Below are 21,662 nucleotides of genomic sequence, written 5' to 3' on the forward strand. Positions count from 1 at the left end.
ATCACGGTGTCGTGTCACAATGCTGGACAGGTGCGTCGCGGTTCGCGCGGCCTCGTTCATCAACAACTAGAGGTTCCGCCCCTAGTGGGCACCTTGGTCCATTCTCGTCACGCTTTCCTTCGAGAGGTGTTCGTGTCGCCTGCAAGTTCGACTCGCTCGAAGCCATCCGAGCTGAACGAGCCCGTCATTCAGCAGCTGATGGAGCGGGGGCGCTCGCAGGGGTTCCTCGAGTCCGAGGATGTCCGCAAGGCCGTCGAGGAAGCGGACATTCCAATGGCGCAGGTCGCAGGGATTCTGCGCAGCCTCAGCAAAGAGGGCATCACCGTACGGCTGACTGCTGAGGACTCCGCGGCTCCCAAGAAGTCCCGGACTTCGACCAAGCGTCGTACCCCCGCCGCTCCCGCCCCGGTCAAGAAGACGAAGACCGCCGCGGCGGCCAAGGAGCAGCCCGAGACCGTCACGGCGGTCGTCAGCGGCTCCGAGCCCGCTCCGGTGGCAAAGAAGCCCGCGCCCCCGGCCAGGAAGATCGCGCCGTCGGCGAAGAAGCCGGTTCCCACCCCGCCGAGGAAGCCCGCCCCCGAGGCGGCCGCCCCCGCGCCCAAGGCCGAGCCGAAGCCCAAGCAGGTCTCCGGTGACGACGACGAGGTCATCGACCTCGAGGACGTCGAGATCGAGGACTTCGACCTCGAGGCCGAGGTCGAAGTCGACGTGGAGATCGAGGCCGAGGCCGAAACAGAAGCCGAGACGGAGGAGGAGCCCAAGGTCGAGGCCGTCAGGCAGAACGAGGACGAGGTCCTCATCCTGTCCGACGACGACGATGACGCCCCCGTGCCGCAGGTCGCGGCGGCGGGCGCCACCGCCGACCCGGTCAAGGACTACCTCAAGCAGATCGGCAAGGTTCCCCTGCTCAACGCCGAGCAGGAGGTCGAGCTGGCCAAGCGCATCGAGGCCGGCCTGTTCGCCGAGGAGCAGCTCGGCACCGACGGAGACCGGCTGCCGGTCGACGTGCGCGCCGAGCTGGAGTGGATCGCCGAGGACGGCCGCCGCGCCAAGAACCACCTGCTCGAGGCCAACCTGCGTCTGGTGGTCTCACTGGCCAAGCGCTACACCGGCAGGGGCATGCTCTTCCTGGATCTGATCCAGGAGGGCAACCTGGGCCTGATCCGCGCGGTGGAGAAGTTCGACTACACCAAGGGTTACAAGTTCTCCACCTACGCCACGTGGTGGATTCGGCAGGCGATCACCCGGGCGATGGCCGACCAGGCGCGGACGATCCGCATCCCGGTCCACATGGTCGAGGTGATCAACAAGCTGGCCCGGGTGCAGCGGCAGATGCTGCAGGACCTGGGGCGCGAGCCCACTCCCGAGGAGCTGGCCCGCGAGCTGGACATGACCCCGGAGAAGGTCGTCGAGGTCCAGAAGTACGGCCGCGAGCCGATCTCCCTGCACACCCCGCTGGGTGAGGAGGGCGACAGCGAGTTCGGTGACCTCATCGAGGACTCCGAGGCCATCGTTCCGGCGGACGCCGTCAGCTTCACCCTTCTGCAGGAGCAGCTCCACTCCGTGCTGGACACGCTGTCCGAGCGCGAGGCGGGCGTGGTCTCGATGCGGTTCGGGCTGACCGACGGGCAGCCGAAGACGCTGGACGAGATCGGCAAGGTCTACGGGGTCACCCGGGAGCGCATCCGCCAGATCGAGTCCAAGACCATGTCCAAGCTCCGTCACCCGTCCAGGTCTCAGGTCCTGCGCGACTACCTGGACTGATCGCTCACGGTGAGAGGCCGCGCCGCATGGCGCGGCCTTTTCCGTGCCCGGACCCGCGAGGTCAGGTGGTGACGTCGAGGGCCCAGGGTTTCCTGCCGCCGGGAACGGGGCCGAGCGTCACGGTGTGGCCGAGTTCGTCCAGGACCTTGGCCAGTTCCTGCGGCGTCTGCGGATCGACACCACCCTCCAGGAGCGCCCGGGCTATCACGCCCCGGGTCGCCTTGGCCATGTGGCTGACGACCTTGCCGTCCTTGAGGACCCGCACTCCGACCGCCCGCTGCCCCGGCTGCCAGGCCGCCGCGTAGGTGCTGGAACGCAGGTCGACGACCAGGCCGGGCTCGGCGTCGAGGACCGGGGTGATCGCCTTGCGCCAGTAGGGTCCGAGGGCGCCGAGCGGCGGTAGCCGTACACCCATCGACAGGCGGTAGGGAGGCACCCGGTCGGTGATCCGCAACAGGCCCCACAGGCCGGAGAAGATCAGCAGGTTTCCGGCGGCTCGTTCGGCGGCGCCTGGAGACAGTGAGGCCAGGCCGAGATTGTCGTAGAGCACGCCGGTGTACAGTTCCGCCGCCGTCAGTGTGGCGGCGGTCCTCAGCTGCCGGTTCTTGTCGAGTTCACCCACCTGCCCAGGGGACAGGCCGAGCACGTCCTGCGCCTGGCGTTTTCCGGACAGGGTGACGAGCGTGCCCAAGACCTTCCGCCTGGAGGCGGTCAGGGAAGGAAAGCTCAGCAGGGACAGGTCGAGGGCGGGGCCGTCGCCCAGCGCGGCCTTTCCCTCGGATGGCGGCAGCAGAATCAACACAGTCGCCGAGCGTAACGCGGCGGGGCACGCCGACGAGGCCCGACGCCTCCCCCGAGGGAGCCGGTGGAGAAAGACCGCGTGCTCCGCTCCGATGGCACTGGAGCGGAGCACGCGGCGGAAATATCTGAGATGGGTCAAGCCGGGCCACGGGACGGGATGTTCACGGGAACGGCCGTACCCGAGGCGTCGGTCCGGTGTCGCCACCGGACCTGCCGGTCTCTATCGTTCGTCGTTGCTGGCGGTCGAGGGGGTGTCGCTGAGGCGTGCCGACTCGTCCTGGATGTCGGCGCCCTTGTCTCTGAGCACGGCTACGTGCTGCCGCCCGTGGTGGGCGCAGAACAGCAGCTCCCCACCTGCGGGCAGGGTCGCGCGGATGTAAGCCTGGGCGCCGCACCGGTCACAGCGGTCCGTGGCCGTCAGCTGCTTGGTGGGGGCGAGTGTTCCAGTCACGTATCGCCTTTCAGGTCATCCCCTTGTGTGGAGGATCTGGCGTCAGTCACTTGAGACAACATCTAACCGGATGCGAGGCTTCCCAACCGGCCCCCGGCTACGCCGAGAGCGGAAAGTGCCGGAAGGTAACGGACTTTTCACTCGGTGTAACGCCGTGGTGCTCGCGTGAGAAGCTTGTACCCGTCGCGGCGGGAAGAACGGTAAGCTGCGCACACGTGTTCGAGCAGAGTGGGAGTGGGTGTGACCGCAGTTAGCGCGGAGAAGGGCTATACGGCGCGCCATCTGTCGGTGCTTGAAGGTCTTGAAGCCGTCCGCAAACGCCCGGGCATGTACATCGGGTCGACCGACAGCCGCGGTCTCATGCACTGTCTCTGGGAGATCGTGGACAACGGGGTCGACGAGGCCCTGGCCGGATACTGCACCCGCATCGAGGTCGAGCTGCACGCCGACGGCTCGATCGAGGTGCGTGACAACGGCCGCGGCATTCCGGTGGACATCGAGCCCAAGAGCGGCCTGGCCGGAGTCGAGCTGGTCTACACCAAGCTGCACGCCGGAGGAAAGTTCGGAGGTGGCGCCTACGCCGCCTCCGGTGGTCTGCACGGCGTCGGTGCCTCCGTGGTCAACGCCCTGTCCTCCCGTCTTGACATCGAGGTCGACCTCGACGGCCGGGTCCACGAGATCAGCTTCCGCAGGGGCGTTCCCGGCGTCTTCGACGGCGACGGGCCGAGCGCCAAGTTCAAGAAGAAGTCCGGTCTGCGCGACGGCGGCCCGCTGGCCCGCGACGTCACCGGCACCCGTGTCCGCTTCTGGGTCGACCACCAGATCTTCCTGCCCGAGGCGGAGGTCTCCCTCGACGAGATCCACGTCCGGCTCCGTCAGACGGCCTTCCTGGTCCCCGGCCTGACCCTGGCCGTGCGTGACAGCCGCGGCGAGGAGCCCGCGGAGGAGGAGTTCTGCTTCAACGGCGGCATCTCGGAGTTCACCGAGTTCCTCGCCCGCGACGAGGCCGTGTGCGAGGTGCTGCGCCTGCAGGGCTCCGGTCACTTCCACGAGACCGTGCCCGTCCTGGACGAGCTCGGGCACATGACGCCGACCCAGGTGCAGCGTGAGCTCACCGTGGACGTCGCGCTGCGCTGGGGCAAGGGCTACGACAGCACCGTCAGGTCCTTCGTCAACGTGATCGCCACCCCCAAGGGCGGCACCCACGTCAACGGCCTCGAGCGGGCCCTGGTCCGCACGCTGAACGAGTTGCTCCGTGAGACCCGGCTGCTGAAGAACGGCGACGCCCCGGTCACCAGGGAGGACATCTTCGAAGGCCTCACCGGGGTCGTCACGGTGCGGGTTCCCGAGCCCCAGTTCGAGGGGCAGACCAAGGAGGTCCTCGGCACCTCGGCCGCCTCCAGGATCGTCGCCCACGTCGTCTCCCGGGACCTCAGGGAGATCTTCACCAATCCGCCCCGCGGCGCCAAACAGCAGCTGCGCGCGGTGCTGGAGAAGATCGCCGCGGCGGCCAAGGCCAGGATCGCCGCCCGTGAGCACCGTGACAACCAGCGGCGCAAGACCGCCCTGGAGAACTCCGCGCTCCCGGCCAAACTGGTCGACTGCCGCAGTGACGACGTCGACCGCAGCGAGCTGTTCATCGTCGAGGGTGACTCGGCGCTCGGCACCGCCCGCGCGGCCCGCGACTCGGAGTTCCAGGCGCTGCTGCCGATCCGCGGCAAGATCCTCAACGTGCAGAAGGCGTCCGTCGCCGACATGCTCAAGAACGCCGAGTGCGCCGCGATCATCCAGGTGGTCGGTGCGGGGTCGGGACGCTCGTTCGACATCGAGGCGGCCCGCTACGGCAAGATCATCCTGATGGCCGACGCCGACGTCGACGGCGCGCACATCCGATGCCTGCTGCTGACCCTCTTCCACCGCTACATGAGGCCGATGGTCGAGGCGGGCCGGGTCTTCGCCGCGGTTCCGCCGCTGCACCGCATCGAGGTCACCAACCCGGGACGCGGTCAGGACAAGTACGTCTACTGCTACTCCGACGCCGAACTGCACCGGGTCCTGCGTGACCTGGAGCGCCGGGGCAAGCGCTGGAAGGACCCGGTCCAGCGCTACAAGGGCCTGGGCGAGATGGACGCCGACCAGCTGGCCGAGACCACCATGGAGCCCAGGCGCAGGACGTTGCGCAGGGTCAGGATCGAGGACGTCCAGGAGGCCGAGCGCATCTTCGACCTCCTGATGGGCAGCGACGTGGCCCCGCGCAGGGAGTTCATCGTGGGCAGCGCGGCCGAGGTCGACCGCGACCACATCGACGCCTGAGGCGCCTGGGACACATGGGTGTCTGAGATGAGAAGGGCCGGCTCCGGACGGAGCCGGCCCTCTTCTCACACCTCGACAGGCATGATCTTCCCGGTGTGCACGTCGTAGACGGCGCCACCGATGGCCAGTCCCTCGGGGAGGAACGGGCTGGTCCTGATACGCGTCAGGTCGTGACGCAGAGCGGCGCTCTGGTCGGGCACGGTGTGGAACTCCAGGCTGCGGGTGTCGACGCCGTGTTGCGCGGCGAGCTTGTGCACGTCGTCGTCGGTGGCCTTCGACATGCCGCAGTCGGTGTGCGGCATGACGAGAACCCGGTTGACGCCCAGCAGGTAGACCGCGAGCACCAGCGTCCGCAGCACGTCGTCGGTCACCCGGGCGCCCGCGTTACGCAGGATTTTCGCGTCTCCGGCTTTCAGGCCGAACAGCCCGAGCGGGTCGATTCGCGAGTCCATGCAGGTGACGACAGCGAGGCCGCGGGCTGCCGTACCGGTGAGCTCGGAGTCGGTGAACGTGGCGGAGAACTCCTCGTTCGCGGCCAGAAGATCGTCGAAGGCACCCACGCAAAAACCTTTCGGTCGGCGGAAACTATGGATTGATAATCCCTCATGCGGCTTTCCTGATGCCTTCCGGGGCGGTCTTCTTCGTTCGCTCAGGGAAGACTCCGCCATCTCCGCTCACGATGGGTGATGATGTCGTGACGCGAAGTTCGGGATTTTGGGGGGATCATGAGCAGGATCGCATCGATGGCCGAATACCTGCGTGCGCAGGCCAGGCGGAGGCTGGACCGGGTGGAGACCCACGACGAGGGCCGTAACGCGCGTTCGGCGCTGGCGCTGCTCGATGCGGCGGTCTACACCGAGTCTCTCGGCGACGACGATCCGCTGGTCGAGGTGCTCGCGGAGGCGGGGTGTTTCGGCCCCCACGGCCTCGGCGAATTTCAGCCCGGCGAGCAGGTCGCGCGGCTCATCCGCTCCTGGGAGTCGGGCGAACCCTGGCAGCTGCTGATGGCGGTCAGGTTCGCCCTGCACACCTCGTCCGTCTGAGGTCCGGAGTCCGCCGACTCCGTCTGCGCGGGGGTGCGTTTCGCCGTATGGCCGGGTGGGGGCCTGGCCGTACGGCTTCGGCGGGGCTGAGGCCCGTCGAGTGTCGGTGTGGCGCCGATGCCCAAGGGAAGGACACTGGCGTAACTTCGTCGTTGGTGTTTTCTGAGAGGGATCATGGCAATCGCGCGTATGAGGTCGGTCGTCCTCGACTGTCCGGATCCGAAGAGCCTGGCCGATTTCTACGGCGCCGTCCTGGGCTGGGAGGTGTCCTCGGTCGAGGACGACTGGGTGGTTCTGACCGACGGACGGAGCCGGCTGTGCTTCCAGCTCGCGGAGGACTACCGGCCGCCCCGCTGGCCCGGCGCGGAGATCCCTCAGCAGTTCCACCTCGATTTCACCGTGGACGACATGGACGAGGGGGAGGCCGCCGTGCTCGCGGCGGGCGCGGCCAAGCACGCCTACCAGCCGAGCCAGGACGACAGTTTTCGTGTCTTCCTCGACCCGGTGGGGCATCCGTTCTGCCTCTGCGTTGGAGAGCCCTCCCACACCGGGTGAAGGCCCGCGTCGCCGGAGCCGGGAAAACGAGGGGTGAGAACGGCCCTGACGGGCCCTCCAGGCTCGCAGAGGCGCTCGCCGGGGGCAAAGGTCATCTTCTGGGAGAACTCCCGCCCTGCGGGCCGTGAGGGCGGGAGAGGGCTCCCGGAGGACGGGCGCGGGGCCCTCCTCCGGGGGAACGACAGACCGGGATCGGAGGGCTCAGTCCCGGGTGGTCTCGTCCTCCGACGGATCGTCTGAGGCGCCGAGAGAGCCGCCGACGGCCGCCACGGTGTGCGTGAGACGCAGGCCCGATCCGTCGCGGCGGCCCAGTTCCTCGGGGAGCGGGACGGGCTTGCCGACGGTGGAGACGGCGCGCACGGGGGCGGGACCCGCCCAGGCGAGCAGCAGGACGTCCTCGCCCTTCAGGAAACGCTGGGCCCGCACGCCACCGGTCGCCCTGCCCTTGGGGGGATACTCGGCGTAGTCGGAGATCTTCGCGCCGCCGATCTGGGTCCCCGGCAGCGCGGTCGAGGAGCCCGCGATCGTCACGACCCTGGACTCACGGGCGGGGTCGACCACGCCGAACCAGATCACCCGGGCGTCCCCGTCGAGGCGGATGCCCGCCATACCGCCCGCGGGACGGCCCTGCGGGCGGACGCTCGTCGCGGGATAGCGCAGCAACTGGGCGTCGGAGGTGATGAAGACCAGGTCGTGGTCCTCCGAGGTCAGCTCGGCCGCTCCCACCACGGTGTCGCCCTCCTTCAGCCCGATGACCTCGAAGTCGTCACGGTTGGCGGGATAGTCGGGGACGACCCGTTTGACCACGCCCTGAGCCGTGCCCAGGGCCAGGCCGGGACCTTCGGGGTCGAGCGAACCGATGCCGACGACGGTCTCACCCTGCTCAAGGGTGACGTACTCGGACACGGGATGACCGCCGGACAGCGACGGCGGGCTGTTCGTCGGCGGCAGCGTCGGCAGGTCCACCACCTGGATCCGGATCATCCGGCCCTGGTTGGTGACCACGCCGACCTCACCCCTGACCGTGCTGCGCACCACGGACACCAGCACGTCGTGCGCCGCGCGTTCGCCGTCGGCGGGCAGCGGGGAGGCGTCGGCCGTACGGGCCAGCAGGCCGGTCGAGGAGAACAGCACCAGGCACGGATCGTCGGCGACCTCAAGCGGCACCGAGACGTTCCTGGCGACGCCGGAGGACTCCAGCAGAACCGTACGGCGCGGCGTGCCGAAGGTCTTGGCGACCTGCGCCAGCTCGTCGGAGACGACCTTGCGGAGTTTGGTCTCAGAGGCGAGGATCTCGCTCAGCTCGGCGATCTCCGCCTCCAGGGTCGCCTTCTCCCGGTCGAGCTCCAGCTTGTCGAAGCGCGTCAGGCGGCGCAGCGGGGTGTCCAGGATGTAGACGGCCTGGGTCTCCGACAGCGCGAAGGACTCGATCAGCCGCTGGCGGGCCTGGCCGGAGTCGTCGGAGGAACGGATGACCTGGATGACCCGGTCGATGTCGAGCAGGGCGATGATCAGGCCCTCGACGAGGTGCAGGCGCTCCTCCCGCTTGCGCCTGCGGTACAGGGAGCGGCGCCTGGTGACGTCGATGCGGTGGTCGACGTAGACCTGGAGCAGCTCGCGCAGGCCCAGCGTGCGCGGCTCGCCGTCGACCAGCGCCACGTTGTTGATGCCGAAGGTCTCCTCCATCGGCGTCAGCCGGTACAGCTCCTCAAGCACGGCCTCGGGGATGAAGCCGTTCTTGATCTCGATGACCAGGCGCAGGCCCTTGTGCCGGTCGCTGAGGTCCTTCAGATCGGAGATGCCCTGGAGCTTCTTGGCGGTGACCAGCTCCTTGATCTTGGTGACCACCCGCTCGGGGCCGACGTTGAAGGGCAGTTCGGTGACGACGATGCCCTTGCGCCTGGGGCTGACCTGCTCGACGGTGCACTTGGCGCGCATCCTGAAGGTGCCGCGGCCCTTGGCGTAGGCGTCGCGGATGCCGTCCAGGCCGATGATCGTGCCGCCGGTCGGCAGGTCGGGGCCGGGGACGAAACGCATCAGGTCGTCGAGCGTCGCGTCCGGCTTCTTGATCAGGTGGCGGGCGGCGGCGACGACCTCGACCAGGTTGTGCGGCGCCATGTTGGTCGCCATGCCGACCGCGATGCCGGTGGCGCCGTTGACCAGCAGGTTCGGGAACGCCGAGGGCATGACCGTCGGCTCGGTCTCCTGCCCGTCGTAGTTGGGCTTGAAGTCGACGGTGTCCTCGTCGATCGACTGCACCATCGACATGGCCGCGGCGGCCAGTCTCGCCTCGGTGTAACGCATCGCGGCGGGCAGGTCGTCGGGGGAGCCGAAGTTGCCGTGCCCGTCGACCAGGGGCAGTCGCATCGAGAACGGCTGCGCCATACGGACCAGCGCGTCGTAGATGGCGCTGTCGCCGTGCGGGTGCAGCTTGCCCATCACGTCACCGACGACCCGCGACGACTTCACGTGCCCGCGGTCAGGGCGCAGGCCCATCTCGCTCATGGAGTAGAGGATGCGGCGCTGGACCGGCTTGAGGCCGTCCCTGGCGTCCGGCAGCGCACGCTGGTAGATGACCGAGTAGGCGTACTCAAGGAAGCTGGTGCGCATCTCGGCGGAGACGTCGATGTCGACGATCCGCTCCTCGAAGTCACCGTCGGTCGGGGGTGTGGTCGTCCGTCGGGCCATCTGTTTTTCCTGCGCGGGCGCCTCGGTTTTCTGCCGAGGGAGAGCGCATCCTCCTTTTAGTCCTCGTGGTGTGACGGGTGGCCGGTTCAGGCCTGCGTGCCGGGGCGCGGCCGTCCTGCGCGCCCGTGACGGGCCAGCCGCCGGGCGGCACCTCGCGGAGTGCGGTGACACGCCCCTGCCGCCCGCGTGGGGGGCGAGATCATGAAGGCGCCTCCTCGGTGGTGGCGGGACCGGTCGCCGGCGGTCGCCGGCGGGCATCGGGGGCTTCGTCCCGATCGACGTGACCGTACATCGTGTGGGGTCTCGCCACCATACTCACCGTGGCCGACACTCCCGGCGGTCGCCGCCTCGCGGGCCCTCGGCCGTGGGGGAGCGGGGACCCGCTCCGGGCCAGGGACCGGGGGTGGCCCCCTCGTCCTCGTCCCCGGGAGCGCCATGTCTGACGTCGTAGACACGGAAACCCCGTGCCCGGTAGTTGGCCAGGGCGTGCGGGCCGTCGAGGGAACAGGTGTGCAGCCACACCCGCCGGGTCGGCTCGCGGTCCTCGTGACGGTCGGCGAAGTCCCAGGCGCGGGCCGTGCCGACCTCGAGGAGACGACCGCCGAGCCCTCTGCCCGCCGCCCAGGACATGAGGCCGAAACAGGTGATCTCGACTGACGCGTCCCGGCCGGGCGTGAGTTCGGCGTAGCCCGCGGGGGTGCCCCTGTGGTAGGCGACCCAGGTCTCCACGCCGCCCCCGAGCAGGTCCTCCCACTCCCGCCAGGTCCAGCGCAGCCTGTCCGTCCACTGCCAGTCGCCTCCGACGGCCGTGTAGAGGAACCTGCTGAACTCGGGGGAGACGACCTCGGCGCGCACGATGCCGACCTCGATCGCGGGCCGTCCGGCGGGGAGCAGGTCCGAGCGCGAGGTCTGTTCGAGGTACCACGTTGTGACGTCCATAGCTGAGATGCATCAAACCACGACGTGGAACCAGGTCGGCCCGTTGAACGGAGACGGAGGCCGCTCCGTGGGGAAAGGAGAAGGACGCTCCGAATGCTCGCTTCGCCGGTAAGGGCGGGCGGAGTGAAACGGTCACCCCGACCTGGTACCAATAGGCCGGTGAGCGAAGAGCAGATGCTGCGTGAAGAGGCCGAGGAGCGGCTGCGGGCCCTTGCCGGTGAGCACGCCCGGCTGCGTGAGGACCAGTGGGAGGCCATCAAGGCGCTGGTCGTGGACCGGCGCCGGGTGCTCGTGGTGCAGCGGACGGGCTGGGGCAAGTCAGCGGTCTACTTCATCGCGACCGCGCTCCTGCGTGAGCTCGGCGAGGGCCCCACGGTCATCGTCTCCCCCCTGCTGGCCCTGATGCGCAACCAGATCGCCGCCGCGGAGCGGGCCGGGATCAACGCGGTCACCGTCAACTCCGCCAACCCCGAGGAGTGGGAGCAGATCTACGGGCAGGTCGCCGAGGGCCTGGTCGACGTGCTCCTGGTCAGCCCGGAACGGCTCAACAACCCCGAGTTCCGCGACCGGGTCCTGCCCGAGCTGGCCGAGAGCGCGGGCCTGGTCGTCGTGGACGAGGCACACTGCATCTCCGACTGGGGCCACGACTTCAGGCCCGACTACCGCAGGCTGCGCACGCTGTTCCAGGAGCTGCCCGAGGGCGTGCCGGTCCTGGCGACGACGGCGACGGCCAACGCCAGGGTGACCCACGACGTCGCCGAGCAGCTCAGCGCCGACGACGCGCACTCCGGCGGCGAGACCCTCGTCCTGCGCGGCGCCCTCGAACGTGAGAGCCTCCACCTGAGCGTCGTACGGCTGCGCGGCCCGGAGCAGCGCCTGGCCTGGCTCGCCCAGACGCTGCACGAGCTGCCCGGCTCCGGCATCGTCTACACCCTCACCGTCGCCGCCGCCCAGGAGGTCGCGGCCTACCTGCGCGAGCAGGGGCACGAGGTGCTGTCCTACTCGGGACAGACCGAGCAGGCGGAACGGCTCGCCGCCGAGCAGGCCCTGCTCGACAACAAGGTCAAGGCGCTGGTCGCGACCTCGGCCCTCGGCATGGGCTACGACAAGCCCGACCTCGGCTTCGTCGTCCACGTCGGCGCGCCGCAGTCCCCGGTCGCCTACTACCAGCAGGTCGGCAGGGCCGGTCGCGGGGTCGAGCGCGCCGAGGTGATCCTGCTCCCCGGCGCCGAGGACCGGGAGATCTGGGCCTACTTCGCCTCGCTGGCCTTTCCTCCCGAGCCCGTGGTCAGGGCCGTGCTCGACGCCCTGTCGGAGGGCGGGACGCTGTCGACCGCGGCCCTGGAGAACCGGGTCGATCTCAGCCGCAGCAGGCTGGAGACGATGCTCAAGGTCCTCGACGTGGACGGCGCGGTGCGCAGGGTCAAGGGGGGCTGGGAGGCGACGGGCGAGGAGTGGGCCTACGACGCGGGCCGCTACGCCCGTGTGGCGGCCGAACGCGAGGCCGAGCAGCGGGCCATGCTCGACTACCTGGAGACCACCGAGTGCCGTGAGTGGTTCCTGAGGCGACGGCTCGACGACGAGACCGCCACGCCGTGCGGACGCTGCGACAACTGCACCGGCGCGCACCGCTCGCCCGAGGTCGACGCGCGGGCGGTCGAGCGGGCGGCGGAGAGCCTGAACCGCCCCGGAGTAGAGATCGAGGCGCGCAAGCAGTGGCCGAGCGGGCTGAGCGACCTCAAGGGGCGCATCAAACCCGAGCTGGGAGCCGAACCGGGCAGGGCGCTGGGCAGGCTGACCGACATCGGCTGGGGCAACAGGCTGCGCGGGCTGCTGGCCGACGGCGCCCCCGACGGCCCGATCCCCGACGACGTCTTCGCCGCCGTGGTCACGGTGCTGTCCCACTGGGAGTGGCGGCACCGCCCGGCCGCGGTCGTCGCGATCCCCTCCACGAGCCGCCCCCGGCTCGTCGGGAGCCTGGCCGAGCGGCTGGCCCAGGTGGGGCGCCTGCCCTACCTGGGAGAGCTGGGATACCGCCGAGGGGCTCCCGGCCGCCAGTTCAACAGCGCCCAGCGGGTCCAGGCGGTCCGTGCCACGCTGGCCATGCCCTCAGCGCTGACCGAGGCCGTCGCGCGGACGGGCGGGCCGGTGCTGCTGGTCGACGACCGTCTCGACACCGGCTGGACCCTGACCCTGGCCGCGGCCATGCTCCGCCACGCCGGGGCCCCCGCGGTGCTTCCGCTCACCCTCGCGGTCACGGCGTAGACGAACAGGGGTACGGCCCGTGCCGGGCCGTACCCCGAGAAGGAGCGGTCAGAGGCGGGGCCGGGCGCCCAGGTGGGAGATGGCCTTGGCAGCCAGGCGGCAGCCGGCGGCGAGAGACTCGGCGGGCGGCTTGTTCTCCAGCCAGGCGGGCAGGAATCCGGCGGTGAAGGCGTCACCGGCGCCGGTCCCGTCGACCACGCGCTCGACGGCCTCGGCGGGCACCTGGACAGGCTCAGCGCGGCCGTTGGTGTACCACAGCGCGCCCTCGTCGCTGAGCTTGACGACGACCTGCGGGAACCAGGCGGTCAGCACCTTGGCGGCGGCGGCGGGGTCGTCACGGCCCGTCAGGACCTTGGCCTGGTCGGCGTTGGCGAAGAGCAGCTTGACGTTCTGCGTCCATTCGAGGAACGGCTCGGCGCCGGTCCGCTCCAGCGGGGCGGAGGAGGAGCAGTCGACCGAGACCGACATCCCGGAGCGGCGGGCCATCTCCAGGGCGGCGAGACCGGCCTCACGGGAACCCTCGTTGATCAGGGTGTAACCGGACAGGTGCAGGTGAGCGCCCTGGGTGAACAGGTCGCGGGGCAGGTCCTCCGGCGAGAGGGCGGCGTTGGCACCCGGGTCGGACAGCATGGTGCGCTCGCCCTTGTGGGTGACGAGCACGACGCAGGTTCCGGTAGGCCGTTCGGGGTCCATGACAAGGCGGGCGTCGACCCCGTAGCCCATCAGTTCCATGTCGCGGTTACGGCCGGTGATGTCGGCGCCCCTGCGCCCGATGAAGGCCACCTCCGCCCCCTCGACCGCGAGCCAGGAGGCTATGTTGGCCCCGGAGCCGCCGCCGTGCATGGTGACGATCGCCGGGGTGTCGCTGGCTCGTGCCAATGGGTAGCGAGCGCGTGCGACCGCATCGGTCATCAGATCGCCCACCACGACCACCCGCGTCATGATGTCACCGCCTTGCTGCCTTCGATGCTGACGTGCCTCTAGCCGCGAAAAACTTAACAGCTTCCGGCCAGGGTATGGGGTCCGGACCGGATAGCGCGCCATAGTCGATGCACAAGCGTTGCGTGAACAGGGTACGAACCGCCCTGCTGATCCGGCTTACGCGTCTGACGTTTACTCTCAGGACTGTGGAGGCTGCTCAGTATCCCGCTCACTGGGAGGCGGACGTCGTCCTTTCCGACGGCGGTACCGCCCATGTACGACCGATCAGGCCCGCCGACGCGGACCGGCTCCGCTCGTTCTACTCCCGGCTCTCCGAGGAGTCGATCTACTTCCGTTTCTTCGGCCCCAGACCCCGTCTTTCCGAGCGTGAGGTCACCCGGTTCACCAACGTCGACTACGTCGACCGTGTCGCGCTCATCGCGACGATCGGCGCCGACATGGTGGCGGTGATCCGCTACGACCGGATCGATCCCGGGGAGGCGGAGGTCGCCTTCCTCGTCGAGGACGCCCACCAGGGACGCGGAGTGGCCTCGGTGCTGCTCGAACACCTGGCGGAGACGGCCAGGGAACGGGGCATCACCCGCTTCGTCGCCGACGTGCTGCCCGCCAACCGCAAGATGACGGCCGTGCTCCAGCAGGCCGGATACACCGCGCAGAGCCGTTTCGCCGACGGCGTCGTACGGATGATCCTCGACCTGACCCCGACCGAGACCTCCCAGGAGGTGACCGCCTCACGTGAGCACCGGGCCGAGTCCCGCTCCATCGAGCGACTGCTCTCGCCGGGGTCGATCGCGGTCGTCGGCGCGGGCAGGGAACCGGGCGGCGTGGGCCAGACCGTGCTGCGCAACCTGCTCGCCGCCGACTTCACCGGCCCCGTCTACCCGGTGCACCGCCAGGCGCGGGCGGTGGCCGGGGTGCGCGCCTACCCGAGCGTGACGGCCATCGACGGCGAGGTGGACCTCGCGGTGCTGGCCGTACCGGCGGACGGGGTGATCGAGGTGGTCAAGGAGTGCGCGGAGAAGGGGGTGCGCGGGCTGGTCGTGGTCTCCTCGGGGTTCGGCGAGACCGGCCCGGAGGGAAGGGAGCGGCAGGACGAACTGGTCCGCATCGCCCGCGCGTACGGCCTGCGCGTCGTCGGCCCCAACTGCCTGGGCATCGCCAACACCGACCCCGCGATCAGGCTGAACGCCACGCTGGCCGCGACCGTCCCCGGCCACGGCAGGGTCGGCTTCTTCAGCCAGTCCGGCGCCCTGGGCACCGCGCTGCTGCAGCGGGTCGCCCAGCGGGGCATGGGCATCTCCTCGTTCGTCTCGGCGGGCAACCGGGCCGACGTCTCCGGCAACGACCTGCTGCAGTACTGGGAGGAGGACCCCAGGACCGATGTGATCCTGCTCTACCTGGAGTCCCTGGGAAACCCCCGCAAGTTCGCCCGCCTGGCACGGCGCATCTCCAGGCGCAAGCCGATCGTGGTCGTCAAGAGCGGCGGCACCACCCAGAACGTGCCCAGGGGCCACGCGGCGCCGGTGCTCGGCCTGCCGGACACCGCGCTCAGCTCGCTGTTCGAGCAGGCCGGGGTGATCCGGGTCGACGACCTGATCCAGCAGTTCGACGTCGCGCAGCTGCTGGCCTACCAGCCGCTGCCCAAGGGGTCGAGGGTCGGCCTGGTCAGCAACTCCGACGCGCTCGCGCTGCTCGCCGCGGACGCCTGCGTGCGGGCCGGGCTCGACCCGGCGCCGCCGGTCAACCTCGGCGCCAGGGCGGGGGCGGCCGAGTTCGGCGCCGCGCTGACCTCGGTGCTCCAGGACGTGGACGCGGTCGTCGTCGTCTACATGCCGCCGATCCCCGGCCCGGCGGACGAGGTCGCGGCCGAACTGCTCAGGGTCTCCCGCGACTGCGGCAAGCCGGTGCTGGCCACCTTCGAGGGCAGGGTCGGCGTGCCGCCGGGGCTGCGGACCGGCGCGGTGCCCGAACGGGGCTCGATCCCGTCCTACGCCGCTCCCGAGGAGGCGGTCCGCGCCCTGGCCCACGCCGTACGGCACGCCCGCTGGCGCAAACGGTCCCCGGGCGTACCCGAGGAGATCGAGGGCGTCGACACCGCCGCCGCACGACGGCTGGTGCTGTCCAGGCTGGAGCGGGCCGGGAACGGCGAGGGGCCGGAGGAGGACGTCGAGATCGACCCCTTCGAACTGCTGGCCTGCTACGGGCTGACGGTGTGGCCCGCGGAGGTGGCCGACTCCCCCGAGGAGGCCGTCGAGGCGGCCGAACGGCTCGGCTGGCCGGTGGTGCTGAAGGCGGCCGATCCGGAGGCGGCCAAACGCGCGGGGACCGTACGGCTCGGCCTGACCGGTCCGGACGGGGTGCGCGAGGCCTTCGCGGGGCTGAAGGAACAACTCGGCCGGGGCGCGGTGCTCGCGGTGCAGCGGATGGTCCCGCAGCCCGCGGTGCCGACCGTGGTCAGCGTCATCGAGGACTCCGCCTTCGGCGCCGTCGTCTCCTTCGGGCTCGGCGAGGTCACCGCGCGCCTGCTGCGCGACGAGGCCTACCGCCTGGCGCCGCTGACCTCGCAGGACGCCGCGGCGCTGGTCAGGTCGCCACACGCGGCCCCGCTGCTGTTCGGCGAGTACGGCTACCCGCCGGTCGCGGTCGAGGCGCTTGAGGAGCTGTTGGTCCGGGTCGGGCGGCTGGCCGACGACCTTCCCGAGGTGTCGAGGCTCGACCTCGATCCGGTGCTGGTCGGGGAGTCGGAGGTGATCGTTCTCGGGGCGCGCGCCGTACTGAGCAGTCAGCACGGACCGCGGGTGGACGCGGGGCCGCGCCGTCTCGGCTGGGCGGGGCGTGGGTGGTGACGAAAACCCCGCCACCGCCTTACCAATGCAATTAACGCCAAAAACCGAATTAACCGCTTAGCCACTTCAGGGAAACCGCATTTCGCGGGGAGCGTCTTTTCGCCGATGGCCGAACCTCACGGGCTCCAGGTGAAAGCGCCACCCGGGACAGGGCAGGATGGACCCATGAGGGAAACCCGACTCTCGGCCGCCGGTCTGCGCGAGGCAATCGATCGCAGCGGCTATTATCCCGACCTGGTCGCCGACGCGGTCGACTCCGCCCTGGGCAAGGAGCAGGTGAGCGCCTACGTGGTGCACCACGAGGCCACCTTCGACCCGGCCATGGAGGTGCGCAGACACGTCACCGTCCTGGTGCTCACCCCCACCCGCCTGCTGGTCTGCCACACCGACGAGCACTCACCGGTCGAGGGGGTCTCGGTCTCACACGCCTCGACGACCACCGAGGCCGTGCGGCTGAGCAGGATCCAGTCGGTCGCCGTGACCAGGGTCGTCCCCGACCCGGCCTCGTACGTGCCGGGCGTGCCGCCGAACGAGGTCACCCTCACCATCGGCTGGGGGGCCATCTCCCACGTGGACCTCGAGCCCGCGACCTGCGGCGACGAGAACTGCGAGGCCGACCACGGATACACCGGCGCCATCACGGCCGACGACCTGTCCCTGAGGGTGAGCGAGGCGGCCGACGGTCCCGAGGCCGTCTCACACGTGCTGGCCTTCGCCAAGGCGCTCTCCGAGGCGACCGCCCACGTCGCCTCATGACAGCCCCGCTGCTCCCGGCGTACGGAACGGCCTCCCTGGCCGACCTGTCCCGCTCACTGCTGGCCGTGCTCGGGGTGGAGGGCCATGGCAACCCGCTGGGGCTCGAAGCCGCCCGGCACGTCCTGATATTCCTCGTCGACGGCCTGGGCGCCGAACTGCTCGACGCCCACCCCGAGGCGGCCCCGTTCCTGTCCGCGAGACGGGCCAGGGTGCTCACCGCGGGCTTCCCCGCGACCACCGCGACCAGCCTCGGCACGCTGGGCACCGGTCTGCCGCCGGGCGAGCACGGCATGCTCGGCTACCAGCTCGCCATGCCCGGCACGGGCCACCTGCTCAACTGCCTGCGCTGGACCTCGGCGGGCCCGACGGTCCCGCCCGACGAGTGGCAGCCGACCCCGACCGTCTTCGAACGCGCCGCGGCGGCCGGCGTCTCCGTGAGCTACGTCGCCCCGTCCGAGTTCGGGCCGACCGCGTTCAACCGGGCCGTCTACCGGGGCACGGACTTCTTCGGAGCCGACACGCTCGACGACCGGGTCGAGGGCGCGCGCGTGGCCCTGGCCCGCCCCCGCTCCCACGTGACGGTCTACTACGGCGACCTCGACGCCGCGGGCCACCGGTTCGGCTGGGGCTCCCCGCAGTGGCTCGACCGGCTCGCCACCGTCGACCAACTCGCCGAACGGCTCGCGGGAATCCTCCCGCAGGGGGCCGCGATGTACGTCACCGCCGACCACGGCATGGTCAACGTCACCGAGCTGATCGACCTGGACGGCCCGGAGGAACGCTGCGCCGCGCTGCGCGAGGGCGTGGCCCTGCTCGGCGGCGACACCCGGGTCAGGCACATCTACACCGTCCCAGGCGCCACACAGGCCGTGCTCAGCACCTGGCGTGAGCTCCTGGCGGGCAGGGCGTGGGTCGTCTCCCGGCAGGAAGCCGTCGAGTCAGGCTGGTTCGGGCCCCAGGTGCGGCCGGACTGGCTGCTCAGGATCGGCGACGTCCTGGCCGTGCCGTACACCGACTGCGCGATCATCGCCTCGGTCAGGGAGCCGTTCGAGTCGTCGTTCGTCGGCGTCCACGGCTCCCTGACCACCGCGGAGCAGCATGTTCCCTTGCTGGAGGTAAGCACCCGATGAGCCCGCTGATCACCCCGTCCGAGCTGTCCGCCCTGACCGGGGCGACGATCCTGGACGTCCGCTGGAAGCTGGGCGGTCCGCCGGGGGTCGACTCCTACCGCGAGGGGCACATCCCCGGCGCCGTCTTCTGTGACCTGAACGCCGACCTCGCCGCCCCCGCGGGGGAGGGGGGCCGTCACCCGCTGCCCTCCGCCGAGCACTTCCAGGAGGCCATGCGCCGCCTGGGCGTCTCCGGCTCCCGTACGGTCGTGGTCTACGACGAGGCCGACTCGACCGCCGCCGCCCGGGCCTGGTGGACGCTGCGCCACTTCGGCCACCCGGACGTCCGGGTCCTGGACGGAGGCCTGCGCGGGTGGACCGCCGAGGGGCTGCCTCTCGCCGAGGGCGACCAGGAGACAGCTCAGGGCGACTTCACCGCCGACCCCGGCGGGATGCCCGTGCTCGACGCGGACCAGGCCGCCGAGCTCGCCAAGGACGGCGTTCTGCTGGACGCCCGCGCCGCGGAGCGCTACCGGGGAGAGGTCGAGCCGATCGACCCCGTCGCGGGGCACATCCCCGGCGCGGTCAGCGCCCCCACCGGAGAGAACGTCGACCCCTCCGGGCGTTTCCACCTGCCCGACTTCCTGCGCGAGCGGTTCAACACACTCGGCGCGGTCCCCGGCGTGCGGGTCGGCGCCTACTGCGGGTCAGGCGTGACGGCCGCCCACGAGGTGCTGGCGCTCGACGTCGCGGGCATCCCGGCAGCCCTCTACGTCGGCTCCTGGTCCAACTGGGTCGCCGACCCCGCACGGCCCGTCGCCACCGGCTGATCGCCGTACCCCAGGCAGACGAAACCGGCCACCCCCGTCTTCGCATTCGCCGTGGCGAGCGCCTGGGCGGGGCAGTGGCCTGCGGCCAGCAGTTCGTGGAAGACCGTCATCAGGTCGAGGGTCTCCTCGTCGCGTACCGGTACCAGGCTGGCCACCACGCACTGCGTCCCCAGCGACAGGAAGGCACCCGCCAGCCCCAGCGGAGCTCCGTCCGCGGGGGCATGGGCCATCCCGGCGTCACACGCCGAAAGCACGACCAACCTGGGCGGAACGCGCAGCCGAAGCAGGTCGTAGGCCATCAACCTGCCGTCCTCAAGATCGATGCCGGACAGCAGCGGGCTGCGGGAGCAGAACATGCCGTGCGCGGCCAGGTGCGCGACCTCGGTCCCGGGCAGCGCCGTGACCACCTCGGGACGCAGCGCCGCGATCCGCTCGGCACCGGGATGACGGGCGGCGACCATCTCCGCCTCCGCCTCGGCGTGCCGCAGCCCCGGCCCGGCGGCCACCACGACCCTCCCCGCCCCCGTGGCCCGCACCCGCCCGCCGGCCAGCCAGGCAGCGGCCGAGGAGGCCACCGAGACCCGGCGCCCGGAGTTCGACGGCAGGACCGGCCACGGCAGGGTGTGCAGCGCCCCGGTCGGCACGACCACCAGTGCCCTGTCACCCAGGATCCCCGACAGGGGATCGAACAGCAGACGTTCGAGCAGGGCCGCCTCCCCGGCGACGCCGGCCGCCCGCCCATCGCGCAGATGAGCCCTGCGCAGGCCGTACCTGAGCCGCACAACGGCCTCCGCCACGGCGGAGAAGGAGCCGAGACGGCGTAGCGAGACCCGCTCGGGCGAGACCGCGACGGCGACCAGTTCGTCGCCGTTCCTGGCGAACTCGACCAGGACCGCGTCACCGAGCGCCGCCCGGAGCTCCCCGACGCCGGGGACCCGCGACCGTCCAGACCCACCCGCGACGGCCCGCCACCGCTCGGCCCAGGCCAGGAGCGTACGGCCCCGCCCGGTGCGCAGGGCCAGTGTGAGCCCGAATCCGGCCAGCGGTTCACCGGCCTTGGCCGCGTGGGCACGGACCCGAGGGTCCTCCGCGGTGGCCGTACGGGCGGCGACCTCGGACAGGCCGGCCCTGACCTCTGCGAACGCCCCGCGCCTGTCTCCGGCGAGCTCCCGTGTCAGCGCCGAGGCGTGCCGGGAGACCACCCCGGGACCACGGGCGAGCCGGTCGAGCTGGCCGTCGGCGACCGCGCGGTCGCCGACCAGCAGCGCGACCTCGGCGGCGGTGAGCCTCAGCTCCCCGGCGACCTCCGCGTGCCCGGCCTCGTCGAGGTCATCGGCACAGGAGAGCAACTCGGTGAGCGACTCCCGGGTCGGTGAGCCGAGAGCCAGCCGGGCCCTCAGGGCGATCTCCGTCGTGAGCGGCACCAGGGCGGCGCGTTCCTGCGCGGTCAGGGCGGCACCCGCGCGCTCGGCGGTCTGCAGGGCGCGGTGCGGCTCACCCGTGCGCAACTCGGCCCTGGCCAGCAGCAGAAGGGCCTCGGCCAGGGCGCCCTGCGCGCCCGCCGCGGTGAGTTCGGGCACCGCCAGGTCGAGCAGTACCCGCGCCTCGCCCGGCAGATGGGCGGCGACCAGTGCCTCGGCCAGGTCGCAACGCATCGTGGCCAGCCGCTCCGGATAGCCGAACAGGCTGTCCTCCGCGCGCCGGTAGGCGGCGAAGGCGGCGGGCAGATCGCCGCGCCGCGCGGCGAGGAAGGGCAGGTTCCCCTCGGCGAGGGCGACCACATGGTCAAGACCGGCCCGGCCGGCCAGCTCGGCGCAGTGGGCCAGGTCGGACTCCGCCGCCTCGAACTCTCCAAGAAAGACCCGCGCCAGTCCCCGGTTCAACAGCGCCCCCGCGAGGAACCTGGGGTCCTCCTCCAGCAGGCCGACGGCCCGGTCACACTGGTCGGCGGCCTCGGCGTAACGGCCGAGTCTGGCCAGGGCCACCGCCCGATGGACCCCGAGCTTGGCCACCTCGACCGGCCTGAGGTACGGCTCGGCCGCGGCGGCGACGGTGAGGGCCTGTGTGGGACGGCCGAGCTCGGCGTTGACGTGGACCAGGGAGAGACGGGCCTGGGCGGCCCTGTGCCGCAGCCCCGCCGCCAGCGCGATGCCGACGGCCCTGCTCAGATGGCTCTCGGCCAGCGGGAGGTCTCCCAGCTCCCTGGCGGCCAGAGCCAGAGCCCGATGGGCGATCGTGGCGGCCTCGTCGGGGACCGTCGCCGAGCGCAGCACCTCACGTGCCAGCTCTCCGGCTCGCGCGGGGTCACTGCCGGACGTCTCCAGAGCCAGCTCCGCGGCGGCGACCGCCTCGTCCGGCAC

At 71.0% G+C, this 21,662-nt stretch carries 16 protein-coding genes; 9 read left to right on the top strand and 7 right to left on the bottom strand.

Annotation, left to right across the window (positions count from 1 at the left end):
- Positions 1-132 precede the first annotated feature (132 nt).
- Positions 133-1,764, top strand: coding sequence for an RNA polymerase sigma factor (locus tag ACFYY8_RS30935; protein WP_390047015.1), 1,632 nt, complete (start codon positions 133-135; stop codon positions 1,762-1,764).
- Between the two features lie 61 nt (positions 1,765-1,825).
- On the opposite strand, the gene ACFYY8_RS30940 is transcribed toward ACFYY8_RS30935, so the two are convergent.
- Together ACFYY8_RS30940 and ACFYY8_RS30945 are read right to left on the bottom strand one after the other, a co-directional pair.
- Positions 1,826-2,566, bottom strand: coding sequence for a YaaA family protein (locus ACFYY8_RS30940; RefSeq protein WP_390047017.1), 741 nt, complete (start codon positions 2,564-2,566; stop codon positions 1,826-1,828).
- Between the two features lie 219 nt (positions 2,567-2,785).
- Positions 2,786-3,016 carry a hypothetical protein gene (locus ACFYY8_RS30945; RefSeq protein WP_390047019.1) on the bottom strand — a complete coding sequence of 77 codons (231 nt, stop codon included), beginning with the start codon at positions 3,014-3,016 and terminating at the stop codon, positions 2,786-2,788.
- Positions 3,017-3,256: 240 nt separating this feature from the next.
- On the opposite strand from ACFYY8_RS30945, the gene ACFYY8_RS30950 reads away from it, so the two are divergent.
- Complete coding sequence (locus tag ACFYY8_RS30950) at positions 3,257-5,329, top strand: type IIA DNA topoisomerase subunit B (RefSeq protein WP_390047021.1); 2,073 nt, start codon at positions 3,257-3,259, stop codon at positions 5,327-5,329.
- 65 nt (positions 5,330-5,394) lie between these two features.
- Here the strand turns inward: ACFYY8_RS30950 and ACFYY8_RS30955 are convergent, their stop codons facing one another.
- Positions 5,395-5,889: a carbonic anhydrase gene (locus ACFYY8_RS30955; RefSeq protein WP_352015876.1), complete on the bottom strand. Its 495-nt coding sequence runs from the start codon at positions 5,887-5,889 to the stop codon at positions 5,395-5,397.
- Positions 5,890-6,054: 165 nt separating this feature from the next.
- Between ACFYY8_RS30955 and ACFYY8_RS30960 the strand changes: the two genes are divergently transcribed.
- Both ACFYY8_RS30960 and ACFYY8_RS30965 read left to right on the top strand, forming a co-directional pair.
- Entirely contained in the window at positions 6,055-6,372 is a 318-nt protein-coding gene (locus ACFYY8_RS30960; RefSeq protein ID WP_390047023.1) for a hypothetical protein, read from the top strand.
- 174 nt (positions 6,373-6,546) lie between these two features.
- Positions 6,547-6,927: a VOC family protein gene (locus ACFYY8_RS30965; RefSeq protein WP_390047025.1), complete on the top strand. Its 381-nt coding sequence runs from the start codon at positions 6,547-6,549 to the stop codon at positions 6,925-6,927.
- A 201-nt stretch (positions 6,928-7,128) separates the two neighbouring features.
- On the opposite strand, the gene ACFYY8_RS30970 is transcribed toward ACFYY8_RS30965, so the two are convergent.
- Together ACFYY8_RS30970 and ACFYY8_RS30975 are read right to left on the bottom strand one after the other, a co-directional pair.
- Positions 7,129-9,615 (bottom strand): DNA topoisomerase (ATP-hydrolyzing) subunit A, encoded by a 2,487-nt coding sequence (locus ACFYY8_RS30970; protein ID WP_390047027.1) that lies wholly within the window; start codon positions 9,613-9,615, stop codon positions 7,129-7,131.
- A gap of 315 nt (positions 9,616-9,930) precedes the next feature.
- Positions 9,931-10,554 carry a GNAT family N-acetyltransferase gene (locus ACFYY8_RS30975; RefSeq protein WP_390047028.1) on the bottom strand — a complete coding sequence of 208 codons (624 nt, stop codon included), beginning with the start codon at positions 10,552-10,554 and terminating at the stop codon, positions 9,931-9,933.
- Between the two features lie 174 nt (positions 10,555-10,728).
- Between ACFYY8_RS30975 and ACFYY8_RS30980 the strand changes: the two genes are divergently transcribed.
- Positions 10,729-12,819 carry a RecQ family ATP-dependent DNA helicase gene (locus tag ACFYY8_RS30980; RefSeq protein WP_390047390.1) on the top strand — a complete coding sequence of 697 codons (2,091 nt, stop codon included), beginning with the start codon at positions 10,729-10,731 and terminating at the stop codon, positions 12,817-12,819.
- Positions 12,820-12,867: 48 nt separating this feature from the next.
- Here ACFYY8_RS30980 and ACFYY8_RS30985 read toward each other — a convergent pair whose 3' ends face one another.
- Positions 12,868-13,761 carry a sugar kinase gene (locus tag ACFYY8_RS30985; RefSeq protein WP_352016367.1) on the bottom strand — a complete coding sequence of 298 codons (894 nt, stop codon included), beginning with the start codon at positions 13,759-13,761 and terminating at the stop codon, positions 12,868-12,870.
- 185 nt (positions 13,762-13,946) lie between these two features.
- On the opposite strand from ACFYY8_RS30985, the gene ACFYY8_RS30990 reads away from it, so the two are divergent.
- From ACFYY8_RS30990 to ACFYY8_RS31005, 4 genes are all read left to right on the top strand, one after another.
- Positions 13,947-16,607, top strand: a complete 2,661-nt coding sequence (locus tag ACFYY8_RS30990) for a GNAT family N-acetyltransferase (RefSeq protein WP_390047030.1) — start codon at positions 13,947-13,949, stop codon at positions 16,605-16,607.
- Positions 16,608-16,772: 165 nt separating this feature from the next.
- Complete coding sequence (locus tag ACFYY8_RS30995; protein WP_390047032.1) at positions 16,773-17,363, top strand: DUF5998 family protein; 591 nt, start codon at positions 16,773-16,775, stop codon at positions 17,361-17,363.
- Positions 17,360-18,493, top strand: a complete 1,134-nt coding sequence (locus tag ACFYY8_RS31000; RefSeq protein ID WP_390047035.1) for an alkaline phosphatase family protein — start codon at positions 17,360-17,362, stop codon at positions 18,491-18,493. The genes ACFYY8_RS30995 and ACFYY8_RS31000 overlap by 4 nt, the downstream gene beginning before the upstream one ends.
- A complete protein-coding gene (locus tag ACFYY8_RS31005) occupies positions 18,490-19,302 on the top strand; it encodes a sulfurtransferase (RefSeq protein ID WP_390047037.1) in 813 nt (270 codons plus the stop codon). Before ACFYY8_RS31000 ends, ACFYY8_RS31005 begins: the two co-directional genes overlap by 4 nt.
- On the opposite strand, the gene ACFYY8_RS31010 is transcribed toward ACFYY8_RS31005, so the two are convergent.
- Complete coding sequence (locus tag ACFYY8_RS31010) at positions 19,242-21,662, bottom strand: CHAT domain-containing protein (protein WP_390047038.1); 2,421 nt, start codon at positions 21,660-21,662, stop codon at positions 19,242-19,244. The genes ACFYY8_RS31005 and ACFYY8_RS31010 overlap by 61 nt on opposite strands.

It is taken from the genome of Streptosporangium sp. NPDC001559, from assembly GCF_042893955.1.
GTDB lineage: Bacteria > Actinomycetota > Actinomycetes > Streptosporangiales > Streptosporangiaceae > Streptosporangium.

Coding starts and splice junctions, on each gene's coding strand:
- ACFYY8_RS31000 (WP_390047035.1), top strand. CDS start 17,360: ATGACAGCCCCGCTGCTCCCGGCGTACGGAACGGCCTCCCTGGCCGAC.
- ACFYY8_RS30995 (WP_390047032.1), top strand. CDS start 16,773: ATGAGGGAAACCCGACTCTCGGCCGCCGGTCTGCGCGAGGCAATCGAT.
- ACFYY8_RS30980 (WP_390047390.1), top strand. CDS start 10,729: ATGCTGCGTGAAGAGGCCGAGGAGCGGCTGCGGGCCCTTGCCGGTGAG.
- ACFYY8_RS31005 (WP_390047037.1), top strand. CDS start 18,490: ATGAGCCCGCTGATCACCCCGTCCGAGCTGTCCGCCCTGACCGGGGCG.
- ACFYY8_RS30970 (WP_390047027.1), bottom strand. CDS start 9,615: ATGGCCCGACGGACGACCACACCCCCGACCGACGGTGACTTCGAGGAG.
- ACFYY8_RS30985 (WP_352016367.1), bottom strand. CDS start 13,761: ATGACGCGGGTGGTCGTGGTGGGCGATCTGATGACCGATGCGGTCGCA.
- ACFYY8_RS30965 (WP_390047025.1), top strand. CDS start 6,547: ATGGCAATCGCGCGTATGAGGTCGGTCGTCCTCGACTGTCCGGATCCG.
- ACFYY8_RS30975 (WP_390047028.1), bottom strand. CDS start 10,554: ATGGACGTCACAACGTGGTACCTCGAACAGACCTCGCGCTCGGACCTG.
- ACFYY8_RS30960 (WP_390047023.1), top strand. CDS start 6,055: ATGAGCAGGATCGCATCGATGGCCGAATACCTGCGTGCGCAGGCCAGG.